Origin of the sequence: Pseudacidovorax intermedius (genome assembly GCF_003350475.1) — a bacterium.
GTDB lineage: Bacteria > Pseudomonadota > Gammaproteobacteria > Burkholderiales > Burkholderiaceae_C > Xenophilus > Xenophilus intermedius.
In genome coordinates this window covers 373,811-386,840 of record NZ_QQAV01000004.1, presented here as the reverse complement: position 1 = coordinate 386,840, position 13,030 = coordinate 373,811, and the positions used below count along the sequence as shown (strand labels likewise).

The window sequence follows — 13,030 nt, the reverse complement described above, 5'->3', positions numbered from 1 at the left end:
GCCCTCAAGCGCCGCGCCGCTGCGCTGGGCTTCCAGATCCACCCCGTGGAGGCCGCTGCATGAAGTCAGCTGTCTTCAGTTCTGTTTCTTGAGAGTAGGAGCGACCGCCGACCCGCTGGTAAATGCGCCACGGCGGGAGCCGGCGTGGCTGGAGGCGCGCCCGATGCTGCATGTGTAGCGTGCCGTCGTGGCAATCGGCATGCTCTATGTCTTGAGCGTCGCCGCTCGGCCGCTCAGATGCTGCGGTCGTCCGCGCAGTTGGCTTCGATCCGGCGGCGCAGGTCGGCCAGTGTGCGACCGGGCTCGTCCCTGAAGCCTTCCTCCAGCATCCGCGCATCGCGGATCCGGTCCATGCGGAAGGCGCGGAAGTCCTGCCTCAGCTCGCACCAGGCGGCCAGCGTCCAGACCTTGCCCCAATAGAAGCAGCCCAGCGGACGTACCTGGCGCTCGCTGGGCTTGCCGCCCTCGTCGCGATAGTCGAGCCAGAGCTTGCGGCGCGCCTGCACTGCCTCGCGCAGGGTGCGCAAGTGGACGCGGGTCACGTCGTCCAGGGCAATGGCGGGCGCGTACAGCGCCAGCGACTCGGCGGCCGCGCGCGCCGTTGGCGGCAGCACCGACAGGATCTTGCCCAGCGCGCCGTCGATGTTGTCGCCCAGCGCCGGATCGACCCAGCTTTGCGCCAGCCGTGCCGCCGCCACCAGCGCCCGGGCCTCGTCCTGTGTGAACATCAGCGGCGGCAGGTCGAAACCCCGGCCCAGCCGGTAGCCGATGCCGGCTTCGCCCTCGAGCGGCACACCTTGGCGCTGCAGGTCGGCGATGTCGCGGTAGACGGTGCGCTCGGAAACCTCCAGCCGCCCGGCCAGGAAGGCGGCGGTGGTCAGCCGACGGCCGCGGATCAGCTGGACGATCTGGAACAGGCGGTCGGCACGGCGCATGGGGCAAACGGATCAGGCTGCATCGGCGATGGGAAGGCGGGCCTGCATGGCGTCAGCGATGCGGCGCATGTCGTCTGCGCTGATCTCGAACAGGCCGAAGCGCAGCTTATAGCCCCATCCGCGGCGGTCGCGCGTGAAGTCCAGTTCGTCCATCACGCCGGCGATGGGCACCTCGCAGGCCTCGGCGTAGTGCATGTCGCGCCGCCAGGGCACGAAGCCGGCGCCCATGTCGGCCTGGTACGGGGCCGACGGCGCCACCGTGCCCACCGAGACGAAAGCCTGCAGCCGGTCGCGCGTGCCGAAGCGCTCGGATGGCGCGTAGTAGGCCACGCAGTCGCCCGCCGCCAGGCGCCGCAGCGGCGCGACGCGGCCATGGCACACCTGCATGAAGCCGGCGGGCCGGTGATCGCGGCCCAGGCGGGCATGTTCGGCACTGGCCACGGCGATCCAGTGGCGGGCCGGCCGGGCGGACGCGCTGCACGGCGGCATGAGCAGGCCGAAAGGTGGGGGCGGCATGGCGTCAGTCCAGGGCATGCAGGCCGACCACATTGCCCTCGGGATCGCGCACCAGGGCGAAATAGCCGATGCCGGGCGCGATGAGGGTGCGCGGCGCGACGACCTCGCCGCCGGCGGCCACGGCACGGTCGAGGGCCCCCTGCACGCCCGGCTCGCAGTCGAGGTAGACGACGGTGCCCCCCTCGGCCGGGCGGTGGCCCTCGCGGCGCACCAGGCAGCCGCCGGCGCCGGGCTTGTCGTGGTCGAACACGGCCATGATGTCGCCGCCCACGTCCTCGGTGCCGCGCATCGCGCGGTCGAGCATGCGTTCGTAGAAGCGCTGGGCAGCAGCAAGGTCGGTGACGGGGATCTCGAACCAGGTATTGGCGTTGCGCATGGAAAGCTCCTTCCGGTGGTGATGAACAGGAGCGTGATGCTGCGCCGGGCCTCCTGACAGCGTGTTGTCAGGAGGCGGCGGCAGTCCGCATTCGGCCTTCGATCGCCCAAGAAAAAGCCCGCGCGGCCTGGCGGCGGCCCGGGCTGACGGCGATGCGAGCGTCTACGGCCGCGTCAGAGCACGTCGCTGGCGAAGTCGGCCAGCCGCGAGCGCTCGCCGCGCGCCAGCGTGATGTGGCCGCTGTGCGGCCAACCCTTGAAGCGGTCGACCGCGAAGGTGAGGCCCGAGGAGCCTTCGGTGAGGTAGGGCGTGTCGATCTGCGCCAGGTTGCCCATGCAGATGATCTTGGTGCCCGGGCCGGCGCGGGTGATCAGCGTCTTCATCTGCTTGGGCGTCAGGTTCTGCGCCTCGTCGATGATCACGTACTTGTTGAGGAAGGTGCGGCCGCGCATGAAGTTCATGCTCTTGATCTTGATCTTGGAGCGGATCAGTTCATTGGTGGCCGCGCGTCCCCATTCGCCGGCGCCGCCGTTGTCGCCCTTGGCCAGGAACTCCAGGTTGTCGTCCAGCGCGCCCATCCAGGGGCCCATCTTCTCTTCCTCGGTGCCGGGCAGGAAGCCGATGTCCTCGCCCACGCTCACGGTGGCGCGGGTCATGATGATCTCGGTGTAGCGCCGGTCGTCGAGCACCTGCGTCAGGCCCGAGGCCAGGGCCATCAGCGTCTTGCCCGTGCCTGCCGTGCCGGTCAGGGTGACGAAGTCGATGTCCGGGTCCATGAGCAGGTTCATGGCGAAGTTCTGCTCGCGGTTGCGCGTGGTCACGCCCCAGACAGCGTTCTTGCCCGAGCTGTAGTCCTTCAGCGTCTTGAGCACCGCCGTCTTGTCGCGCACCTCGGTCACGCGGGCGTACATGCTCGGCTCGCCGGGGGCTTCGAAGTAGACGAACTGGTTGATGTACAGGCTGGGCACCATCGGGCCGGTGACGCGGTAGAAGGTGCTGCTGCCCGACTGCCAGCTTTCCACTGCCTTGCTCTGGCGCGTCCAGAAGTCGGGCGGCAGCGCGAGCGAGCCCGAATACAGCAGGTCGCCGTCCTCGAGCGCCTTGTCGTTCTGGTAGTCGTCGGCGGCGAGGCCCAGGGCGCGCGCCTTGACGCGCATGTTGATGTCCTTGGACACCAGCACCACCTCGCGCCGGTCCGCGCCCTTGTTCTTTTCGTGCAGTGCGCGCAGCGCCTGCACCACACCCAGGATCTGGTTGTCCGCCTTGCCCTGCGGCAGGCTGGTCGGCAACTGGTAATCGAGCGGCTGGGTCTGGAAGAACAGCCGGCCACCCGCTTCCTTGTGGCCGGTGGTGTCGAGCTTCAGCCCTTCGCCCATGTCGGCGCCCTGCGCGCCCGCCAGGGCGTCGAGCGTGCGGCTGGCCTGGCGGCCGTTGCGCGCGACTTCGGTCGTGCCCTTCTTGTGGCCGTCCAGTTCTTCCAGCACGATCATCGGCAGGTAGATGTCGTGTTCCTCGAAGCGGAACAGGCAGGTCGGGTCGTGCAGCAGCACGTTGGTGTCGAGCACGAACAGGCGCTTGGGGCCGGTCTTCTTCACGCTGCGCTTGCGGCGATCCGGGGCCGGCTCCTCGGCGGCACGGCTGGCGAGGGGTGCCGGGGGCAGCGGGGCGACGACGGGCTCCGCCTGGCGGGCCGTGATCGGCGCCGCGACGGGCGCGAGCGCCACGGCTGGCGAGGCACCGCCTGCATCGGGCAACTGGCGGTCGTCGAACAGCGTGGGGGATTCTTTCCGCGCGTCCGTCTGCCGTTCAGCCGAAGTACGGCGCGCCTTGGGGGCGGCGCGCGCCGGTGCGTCGAGCGCTTCCGGCGAAAGCAGGGCTGCACGCTTGGTCGGGGCGGGGGGCAGGGGCATGGAGGAACAGGCTCGCTGAAAAGTCGCGCGCAAAGGCGCAGGGGCCGAAAAACGAAAAAGCCGCCTGGAGACCAGGGCGGCTTCTTTCGGGGGATGCTGTCGTCGGGCTCAACGGCATGGGGCCATTATGCACACCGACTGGGCTCCCTCTCGTGACGGACAGCGCCGCTTGGCGATGAACGCCACCAGGGCGTCAGGCGGCCTTCTTGAGCGCCTTGACTTCCTTGAGGACCTCGTCCACATGGCCGGGTACCTTGAGTCCGCGCCATTCGGCCTTGAGCACGCCGTCGGGGCCGATCAGGAAGGTGCTGCGCTCGATGCCCTTGACCTTCTTGCCGTACATGATCTTGTTCTTGACCACGCCGAACATGTGGCACATCTTTTCTTCGGTGTCGGCGATCAGTTCGAAGGGCAGCTCGAGCTTGGCCTTGAACTCGTCATGGGACTTCATGTTGTCGCGCGACACCCCGAAGACCACCGCGCCAGCCTTCACGAAATCCTTGTAGTGATCGCGGAACTGCATGGCCTCGGTGGTGCAGCCAGGCGTGTTGTCCTTGGGGTAGAAGTACAGCACGACGGTCTGACCGAGGTGGGACGTGTTCGAGACCTTGATTCCGCCGGTGGCGCTGGCATCGAATTCGGGAATGGGTTTGTTGACAACGATCGCCATGAAACTTGTAATCTCCGCTCTGGGTTCCCGAGAAATGACGCGAAACCGGGATCCCTTGATGCAACGTGGTTGCGTTCCACGACGCAAGCATGTGCAAATTCTTCGAGGGAACGCGGTCCGGTCTGCAACCGCCGATTTTATCCCGATTGCCAATCAGCGGATAGCCGTCCGTGCTTCCAAAAGGAGGGCGGCGACCACATGGCGCCCTTCGCCGGCCAGGATGTTGTAGGTGCGGCAGGCGGCAGCAGTGTCCATGGTCTCCACCCCGGTACCCGCCGCGATCAACGGGGCAAGCCATGCAGGCTTGGGAAAACGGATCCGCTCCCCGCTGCCGAAGATCACCACCTCCGCCTTCAACTCGGCCAGCTGTGCGAAGTGCGCGGGCGTCAGCGCCTCGAACCGGTTGCAGGGCCAGTCGAAACGCTCGTTGCGCGAGCCGACGACCACGCTCGCATCCACCCGCTGGCCATTGATGGCCACCCACCCAGGCCCCGTCGCGGTGACGGTCTGGACGTCGTGTTTGTCGGGCTGGAGCTTCATCGGGAGGGGGCTTTCATCTGTGTTCCAATTGTAGGTTTCCCCTTTTGGCGGCGCCCCTCGGAGGGACTTTGAAAGCGATCAAGAAATCGGCCAAGCTGGCCCATGTGCTGTACGACATCCGCGGTCCCATCATGGACGCGGCCAAGCAGATGGAGGAAGAGGGCCAGAAGATCATCAAGCTGAACATCGGCAACCTCGCGCCCTTCGGCTTCGATGCGCCCGAAGAGGTGCAGCAGGACATGATCCGCCACCTGCCGGCGTCGGCGGGCTACTCCGACAGCAAGGGCATCTTCGCCGCGCGCAAAGCGGTGATGCACTACACCCAGCAGCAGGGCATCGCGGGCGTCACGCTCGAGGACATCTACCTGGGCAACGGCGCGAGCGAGCTGATCGCCATGGCCACCAATGCGCTGCTGGACGACGGCGACGAATTGCTGCTGCCCGCGCCCGACTATCCGCTGTGGACCGCCGTCACCAGCCTGTCCGGTGGCAAGCCCGTGCACTACCTGTGCGACGAGGCCAACCAGTGGATGCCCGACCTGGACGACATCCGCGCAAAGATCACGCCGCGCACCAAGGGCATCGTGGTGATCAACCCCAACAACCCGACGGGCGTGGTCTACAGCGACGCGCTGCTCAAGGGCCTGGTCGAGATCGCCCGCGAGCACGAGCTGGTGCTGCTGGCCGACGAGGTCTACGACAAGGTGCTGTACGACGGCGTCAAGCACACGGCGCTGGGCAGCCTGTCCACCGACGTCCTGACGCTGACCTTCAACTCGCTGTCCAAGAGCTACCGCTCCTGCGGCTACCGCGCGGGCTGGATGGTGGTGTCGGGCGACAAGCGCGCCGCCAGCGACTACATCGAAGGCCTGAACATGCTGGCCAACATGAAGCTGTGCTCCAACGTGCCGGGCCAGTGGGCTATCCAGACCGCGCTGGGCGGCTACCAGAGCATCAACGAGCTGGTCGGCCCCGGCGGCCGGCTGCGCCGCCAGCGCGACCTGGCCTACGACCTGATCACCTCGATCCCCGGCGTGAGCTGCGTCAAGCCGCAGGCGGCGCTGTACATGTTCCCGCGGCTCGACCCCAAGGTCTATCCCATCGCGGACGACCGGCAGTTCTTCCTCGAACTGCTCAAGGAAACCCGCGTGATGCTGGTGCAGGGCACCGGTTTCAACTTCCCCGACCAGCAGCACTTCCGCATCGTCTTCCTGCCGCACGAGGACGACCTGCGAGAGGCCATCGCCCGCATCGAACGCTTCCTTGCGCGCTACCGCCAGCGCCACGCCTGATTCCCGAGCATCCCGATTGACTGACGAGTGATCCGCTATGACGACTGAATCCATGAAACCCATCCAGGTCGGCCTGCTCGGCATCGGCACCGTGGGCAGCGGCACCTTCGAGGTGCTGCGCCGCAACCAGGAAGAAATCCGCCGCCGCGCCGGCCGCGGTATCGAGATCGCCATGGTGGCCGACCTCGACACCGAACGTGCCCGTCGCGTGGTGGGCGAGGGCGTGAAGGTGGTGGGCGATGCCCGCGAGGTGATCGCCAATCCCGAGATCGACATCGTGATCGAGCTGATCGGTGGCTACGGCATCGCCAAGGCGCTGGTGCTCGAAGCCATCGCCGCCGGCAAGCATGTAGTCACGGCCAACAAGGCGCTGCTGGCCGTGCATGGCACCGAGATCTTCGCGGCCGCCCACCAGCGCGGCGTGATGGTGGCCTTCGAGGCCGCAGTGGCTGGCGGCATCCCGATCATCAAGGCCCTGCGCGAAGGTCTGACGGCCAACCGCATCGAGTGGATCGCCGGCATCATCAACGGCACCACCAACTTCATCCTGTCGGAGATGCGGGACAAGGGCCTGGACTTCGCCACCGTCCTCAAGGAGGCGCAGCGCCTGGGCTATGCCGAGGCCGACCCCACCTTCGACATCGAAGGCGTGGACGCCGCCCACAAGCTCACGCTGATGAGCGCCATCGCCTTCGGCGTGCCCGTGCAGTTCGACAAGGCCTATGTCGAGGGCATCACGCAGCTGGCCGCGCAGGACATCAAGTACGCCGAGCAGCTGGGCTACCGCATCAAGCTGCTGGGCGTGACGCGCCGCACGGCCAAGGGCATCGAGCTGCGCGTGCACCCCACGCTGGTGCCCACCAAGCGCCTGCTGGCCAATGTGGAGGGCGCGATGAACGCCGTGGTCGTGCACGGCGACGCCGTCGGTACCACGCTCTACTACGGCAAGGGCGCGGGCAGCGAGCCCACGGCCAGCGCCGTGATCGCCGACCTGGTCGACATCACCCGCCTGCATTCGGCCGACGTGCAGCACCGCGTGCCCTACCTGGCCTTCCATCCGCAGTCGATGAGCGACCTGCCGGTGCTGCCCATGAGCGAGGTGACCAGCAGCTACTACCTTCGCCTGCGCGTGGCCGACCAGGCCGGCGTGCTGGCCAAGGTGACCGGCCTGCTGGCCACGGCCGGCATCAGCATCGACGCCGTGCTGCAGCGCGAGGCCGAGGACGTGGGGGGCGAAGGCTCCACCGACACCGACCTGATCATCCTCACGCACGACGCGCGCGAAGGTGCCGTGGACAGCGTGATCGCCGAACTGCAGGCCTTGCCGACGGTGCTCGCCCCGGTGGTGCGCCTGCGCAAGGAAGAACTGCGCTGAAGACGCCGCGATGAACTACCTCTCGACCCGAGGCGATCCGACGCCCCGCAAGTTCTGCGAGATCCTGCTCGAAGGCCTGGCCCCCGATGGCGGCCTGTACCTGCCCGAGCGCTATCCGCAGGTCGATGCCGCCATGCTCGCGCGCTGGCGCACGCTGGCCTACCACGAGCTGGCCTTCGAGATCCTCTCGCTCTACATCGACGACATTCCGGCCGACCACCTGCGCGCCCTGTGCGCGAAGACGTACACCGAAGAGGTCTTCGGCACGGCCGACATCACGCCGCTGCGCGAGCTGGAAGACGGTGTCTACCTCGAAGGTCTGTCCAACGGCCCCACGCTCGCCTTCAAGGACATGGCGATGCAACTGCTGGGCAATCTGTTCGAGTACGAACTGGGTCGCCGCGGTGAGCAGCTGAACATCCTGGGCGCCACCAGCGGCGACACCGGGAGCGCCGCCGAGTACGCCATGAAGGGCAAGAAGGGCGTGCGCGTCTTCATGACCTCGCCCGACGGCCGGATGAGCCCCTTCCAGCAGGCGCAGATGTTCAGCCTGCAGGACGCCAACATCCACAACATCGCCATCACCGGCGTGTTCGACGACTGCCAGGACATCGTCAAGGCGGTGAGCAACGACCTGGCCTTCAAGCGCCAGTACCGCATCGGCACCGTCAATTCGATCAACTGGGCGCGCCTTCTCGCCCAGGTCGTCTACTACTTCAAGGGCTGGATCGAGGCCACCGGCCCGCAAGGCGGCGAAGTGAGCTTCACCGTGCCCTCCGGCAACTTCGGCAACGTCTGCGCCGGCCACGTGGCGCGCATGATGGGCCTGCCGATCCGCAAGCTGGTGGTGGCCACCAACGAGAACGACGTGCTCGACGAGTTCTTCCGCACAGGCGTCTACCGCGTGCGCGGTGCGGCCGACACGCACGAGACCTCCAGCCCGTCCATGGACATCAGCAAGGCCAGCAACTTCGAGCGCTTCGTGTTCGACCTCTTGGGCCGCGACGGCGCGCGCACCAAGGCGCTGTTCCATGACGCCCTGGTGCGCGAGGGCCGCTTCGACCTGAGCGCCGACCCGGTCTTCGCCGATGCGGCGGGCCGCTTCGGCTTCCGCTCGGGCAGCAGCACGCATGCCGACCGCCTGGCCACCATCCGCGACACCGACGAGCGCTTCGCCGTGCTCATCGACACCCACACGGCCGACGGCCTGAAGGTGGCGCGCGAGCACATCGAGCCCGGCGTGCCGATGGTCGTGCTGGAGACGGCGCTGCCCATCAAGTTCGCCGCCACCATCGTCGAGGCCCTGGGCCGCGAGCCCGACCGGCCGGCCAGGTTCGAGGGCATCGAGTCGCTGCCCAAGCGCGTGGTGCGCATGCCGGCCGACGCCGAGCAGGTCAAGCGCTACATCGCCGAGCACTGCGCCGCATGAAGGTCGTGGTCTTTGCCGGCTACTCCGGGGCGGGCAAGACCACCCTGGTCGAGCGGGTGATCGCCGAGCTGCGGGGGCAGTGCCAGCGCGTGTCGGTCATCAAGCATGCCCACCACAAGTTCGACATCGACCATCCCGGCAAGGACAGCTGGCGCCATCGCCAGGCGGGCGCCTTCGAGGTGGTGGTCGCCTCCGACCGGCGCATGGCGCTGATGCGCGAGTTCGAGCAGCCGACTGAGCCCGACGTGCACCACCTGCTGGCCGAACTGTGGGACGGCGTGGACTGGGTGCTGGTCGAGGGCTTCAAGCACTGCGACCTGCACAAGGTCGAGGTCATGCGCCGCATCGAGCCGGGCCAGGAACCACGTCCGGCGCTGTATCCGCTGGACGACCACGTCTGCGCCATCGCCACCGACACGGCCGACAACCTGCCCCAACCTACGGGCCTGCCAGTCTTCGACCTGGACGATGCCGCGGGCGTGGCGCAGTGGCTGCTGCAGAGCGGCGAACGCTTTGTCTACCACCCCGAGCACCATGTCTGACGCAACCGCTGCCCCGGCGCCAGCTGCGCGCCGCCCGCTGATGCCCCTGGACGACGCCCTGGCCCGGCTGATGGCCCAGGCGCAGCCGCTGGCGGGCATCGAAGACTGCAACACCTTCGACGCCGATGGCCGCGTGCTGGCGCGCGATCTGGTCGCGGCGCTCACCGTGCCGCCGGCGGACAACAGCGCCATGGACGGCTACGCGGTGCGTGCTGCCGACTGCGCCGCTCCGAGGGCGGTGCTGCGCGTGGCGCAGCGCATCCCGGCCGGCAGCACGGGCGAGCCGCTGGCGGCCGGCACGGCGGCGCGCATGTTCACCGGCGCGCCCATCCCGCCCGGTGCCGATGCCGTGGTCATGCAGGAAGACACCGAGGCTCTGCCCGAAGAGGGCAGCCTGGGCCGGGTGCGCGTGACGACCGTGCCGCAGGCCGGGCAATGGATCCGCCGCGCCGGCGAGGATGTCGAGCGCGGCAGCGTGGTGCTCGCCGCCGGCCAGCGCCTCACGCCGCAGGCCCTGGGCTTGGCCGCCAGTATCGGTTTCGCCAGCCTGCCGGTGCGCCGCCGGCCGCGGGTGGCGATGCTCTCCACAGGCGACGAGCTGGTCATGCCCGGCACCATCGCGCCCGAGGCCATGCCGCCCGGCGCCATCTACAACTCCAACCGCTTCTTCCTGCGCGCGCTGCTGCTGCGCATGGGCTGCGAGGTGCAGGACCTCGGGCTGGTGCCCGACCGGCTGGAGGCCACCATCGACGGCCTGCGCGCCGCGGCCTCGCAGAACGACCTGATCATCACCACCGGCGGCGTGTCGGTGGGCGAGGAAGACCATGTGAAGGCCGCCGTGCAGTCGCTCGGCACGCTGGAGCACTGGGCGCTGGCCATCAAGCCGGGCAAGCCGTTCGCGTACGGCACCATTGCGCGGCCGGCGCTCGAAGAGGGCGGCATCGAGCTGTGCCATGTCTGCGGACTGCCGGGCAATCCGGTCTCCAGCTTCATGACCTTCCTGCTGCTGGTGCGGCCCTTCCTGATGGCGCTGCTGGGCGCCACCCAGGCCGTGCCGGCCGCGGTGCAGATGACGGCGGGCTTCGACTGGCCGCGGCCCGACCGGCGGCGCGAGTTCCTGCGCGCGCGCATCGGCGCGGACGGTCGTCTCGAACTTTTCGCCAACCAGGGCTCGGGCGTGCTGACCTCCACCGTGTGGGGCGACGGCGTGATCGACAACCCCGGTGGCCAGGCCATTGCCGCGGGCGACACGGTGCGCTTCATCCCCTTCGGCGCCTGGCTGGCATGACGAAGACGATCCGCGTCCGCTATTTCGCCTCGATCCGCGAGGCCCTGGGCACGGGCGAAGAAGCCATCACGACCCAGGCCGAGACGCTCGGCGCCCTGCGCGACGAACTCATCGCACGGGGTGGGCCGCATGCCGCCGCCCTGGCCCGCGGCCGCGCCGTGCGGCTGGCGGTGGACCAGGTGATGGCGAAGGACGACGCCGCGCTGCGCGACGGCGCCGAGGTCGCCTTCTTTCCGCCCGTGACAGGCGGCTAGGGTCGGTCAACGCCCCCTGGGCGTCTGCCGCCGTCCCTCTGCGTCGTCGGCCCGGCGCTGTCGTGTCCCGATGATGCTGATCGACCTCAGTCGCCGCTGGACAGCGCCGCATCCAACGCCAGAAGGCGCGCCGTCAACGCCGCGCCGGCGTCCGTCATCGGTGCGCGCAGCTCACCGGCCATCTCGCCACGGCCGCTCAGCAGCGCCTTGATCGGTGCCGGGTTGGGCGCTTCGAACAGCCCTTCGATCAGCGGCAGCAGCGGCTGCCACAGCGCCCGGGCCTCCAGCAGCCGGCCCTGGCGCAGCAGCGTGATGACGCGGGCCAGCCGTGCGGTCTGCACGTGGGCGCAGGCTGCGATGGCGCCGCAGCCGCCTTCGGCGACGGTGGGGAAGATCTGGGCGTCCTCGCCCGCCAGCACCTGCAGCCGGCCGTCGGCGATCAGGGCGCGGGTCTTGCCGAAGTCCCCGCCGCAGTCCTTGATGCCGACGATGCGCGGGTGGGCGGCCAGGGCCAGCAGCGTGTCGCGGGCCAGCGTGCTGCCCGTGCGATACGGGATGTCGTAGACGAGCACCGGCACGGGGCTGGCATCGGCCAGCTGCTGGAACCAGTCGAGCAGGCCGGCCTGCGAAGGACGGATGTACAGCGGTGCTGGCAGCAGCACGCCGGCCAGCTCTGCGTCGACGAGTGCGCGCAGCCGCTTCGCGGTGTCGCCCAGGTGGTAGCCGGAGATGCCGAGCACCCGACGCACGCCGGGTGCCACGCCGGCGATGGTGGCCAGCACGGCCTGCTGCTCCGCATCGCCCAGGGACGCTGCTTCGCCGGTCGAGCCGCAGACCACGAAGCCGGCGATCGGCTCGGCGGCCAGGCGCAGGGCCAGCGCTGACAGGGCCGCATGGTCCACGGCACCGTCACGGAAGGGCGTGACGAGCGGCACCCAGAGGCCGGAGAAGTCGCGGCTCGGCGAGACATTCGGCGACGTGCGGACGGCGTCCGATGCCGGATCGGTGGAGAGGAGGGACGGGGAAGAGGACACGCGTTTTCCTTGAACAACAGGCTTCGACCGACGACGAGGCCGCCGGCGGATGCATGCAACAGGGGAAACGCAAGGGCGGCTGCTGCCACCCGGAGGCTGCCGTGTCGCTCATCCGACGACGGCAGCCGCAGCTCCGGTCAGATGAGCTGGACTTTCTTGGCTTTGGCGACGACCGCGGTCTGCACGCCGGCCGCCCGGGCGCGATGCGGGGCGGAATGGATGTGCAGGATACGGATCGCCATGGGGAGCGAGTGTAGGTGACGGGTCCGCTTGCGCGCGAGGACAGGTTGAGCGCGGGGGGCGATCCACTCCGCGCCGGAGGCGGCTATGCCGTCGACGGCAGAATGCGCGCATGACTGTTGCCCCACGCGTTCGCATCCAGACCGAGGACTTCGACCTGTCCACCGAGGTGGCCCTGCTGCGTGCGGGCAATGCCGGCGTCGGCGCCGTTTGCGCCTTCATCGGAACCGTGCGCGACCACAGCGACGGCGCCGCTGTGGCGGCCATGGAGCTGGAGCACTACCCCGGCATGACCGAATCGTCCATCGAGGCCATGATCGACGAGGCGCATCGGCGCTTCGACATCCTCGGCGCACGGGTGGTGCACCGGGTCGGTCCGCTGCAGCCGACGGACCAGATCATGATGGTGGCGGTGGTCTCGGCCCACCGGGGCCAGAGCTTCGAGGCCTGCGAGTTCCTGATGGACTACCTCAAGACCCAGGCGCCGTTCTGGAAGAAGGAATCGACGCCCGATGGCGCCCGCTGGGTCGACGCCCGCGTCAGCGACGACCGCGCGCTGTCGCGCTGGGGCCTGGACCTGCCGAACGCCTGAGCGCCACGCGGGCGTCGGTCGTGCAACGGACCGGCCC

At 68.8% G+C, this 13,030-nt stretch carries 14 protein-coding genes; 7 read left to right on the top strand and 7 right to left on the bottom strand.

All coding sequences use genetic code 11. The features are described from left to right. Positions 1-233: 233 nt before the first annotated feature. The 6 genes from DFR41_RS13905 to DFR41_RS13880 all read right to left on the bottom strand — a co-directional run bounded on the left by DFR41_RS13905 (position 234) and on the right by DFR41_RS13880 (position 4,947). On the bottom strand, positions 234-935 hold the full coding sequence (locus DFR41_RS13905; RefSeq protein WP_114803103.1) for a helix-turn-helix transcriptional regulator: 702 nt from the start codon (positions 933-935) through the stop codon (positions 234-236). Positions 936-947: 12 nt separating this feature from the next. Then, positions 948-1,451 carry an EVE domain-containing protein gene (locus DFR41_RS13900; protein ID WP_244917744.1) on the bottom strand — a complete coding sequence of 168 codons (504 nt, stop codon included), beginning with the start codon at positions 1,449-1,451 and terminating at the stop codon, positions 948-950. A 4-nt stretch (positions 1,452-1,455) separates the two neighbouring features. Next, positions 1,456-1,827, bottom strand: coding sequence for a VOC family protein (locus tag DFR41_RS13895; RefSeq protein ID WP_114803102.1), 372 nt, complete (start codon positions 1,825-1,827; stop codon positions 1,456-1,458). A gap of 173 nt (positions 1,828-2,000) precedes the next feature. Continuing rightward, positions 2,001-3,737, bottom strand: a complete 1,737-nt coding sequence (locus DFR41_RS13890; protein ID WP_114803101.1) for a PhoH family protein — start codon at positions 3,735-3,737, stop codon at positions 2,001-2,003. Between the two features lie 193 nt (positions 3,738-3,930). Next, on the bottom strand, positions 3,931-4,407 hold the full coding sequence (locus DFR41_RS13885; protein WP_017759323.1) for a peroxiredoxin: 477 nt from the start codon (positions 4,405-4,407) through the stop codon (positions 3,931-3,933). Between the two features lie 153 nt (positions 4,408-4,560). Then, a complete protein-coding gene (locus DFR41_RS13880) occupies positions 4,561-4,947 on the bottom strand; it encodes an Mth938-like domain-containing protein (protein WP_114803100.1) in 387 nt (128 codons plus the stop codon). Positions 4,948-5,015: 68 nt separating this feature from the next. Between DFR41_RS13880 and DFR41_RS13875 the strand changes: the two genes are divergently transcribed. Genes DFR41_RS13875 through moaD form a run of 6 tightly spaced genes read left to right on the top strand, consistent with a single transcriptional unit; the run spans position 5,016 to position 11,127 of the window. Continuing rightward, on the top strand, positions 5,016-6,239 hold the full coding sequence (locus DFR41_RS13875) for a pyridoxal phosphate-dependent aminotransferase (protein ID WP_017757303.1): 1,224 nt from the start codon (positions 5,016-5,018) through the stop codon (positions 6,237-6,239). Between the two features lie 52 nt (positions 6,240-6,291). Beyond that, the gene (locus tag DFR41_RS13870) at positions 6,292-7,614 is read left to right on the top strand and encodes a homoserine dehydrogenase (protein WP_017757302.1); all 1,323 of its coding nucleotides are present in this window, start codon (positions 6,292-6,294) and stop codon (positions 7,612-7,614) included. Positions 7,615-7,624: 10 nt separating this feature from the next. Beyond that, a complete protein-coding gene (gene thrC / locus DFR41_RS13865; RefSeq protein WP_114803099.1) occupies positions 7,625-9,043 on the top strand; it encodes a threonine synthase in 1,419 nt (472 codons plus the stop codon). Continuing rightward, positions 9,040-9,585 carry a molybdopterin-guanine dinucleotide biosynthesis protein B gene (gene mobB, locus DFR41_RS13860; protein ID WP_114803098.1) on the top strand — a complete coding sequence of 182 codons (546 nt, stop codon included), beginning with the start codon at positions 9,040-9,042 and terminating at the stop codon, positions 9,583-9,585. The genes thrC and mobB overlap by 4 nt, the downstream gene beginning before the upstream one ends. Then, the gene (locus tag DFR41_RS13855; RefSeq protein ID WP_170159370.1) at positions 9,578-10,873 is read left to right on the top strand and encodes a molybdopterin molybdotransferase MoeA; all 1,296 of its coding nucleotides are present in this window, start codon (positions 9,578-9,580) and stop codon (positions 10,871-10,873) included. The genes mobB and DFR41_RS13855 overlap by 8 nt, the downstream gene beginning before the upstream one ends. Continuing rightward, positions 10,870-11,127, top strand: coding sequence for a molybdopterin converting factor subunit 1 (moaD, locus tag DFR41_RS13850; RefSeq protein ID WP_017762208.1), 258 nt, complete (start codon positions 10,870-10,872; stop codon positions 11,125-11,127). The genes DFR41_RS13855 and moaD overlap by 4 nt, the downstream gene beginning before the upstream one ends. An 86-nt stretch (positions 11,128-11,213) precedes the next feature. Here moaD and DFR41_RS13845 read toward each other — a convergent pair whose 3' ends face one another. Beyond that, entirely contained in the window at positions 11,214-12,161 is a 948-nt protein-coding gene (locus DFR41_RS13845; protein WP_211322588.1) for a dihydrodipicolinate synthase family protein, read from the bottom strand. 352 nt (positions 12,162-12,513) lie between these two features. Between DFR41_RS13845 and DFR41_RS13840 the strand changes: the two genes are divergently transcribed. Next, on the top strand, positions 12,514-12,993 hold the full coding sequence (locus DFR41_RS13840) for a molybdenum cofactor biosynthesis protein MoaE (protein ID WP_017762205.1): 480 nt from the start codon (positions 12,514-12,516) through the stop codon (positions 12,991-12,993). The last annotated feature ends 37 nt before the right edge of the window (positions 12,994-13,030 follow it).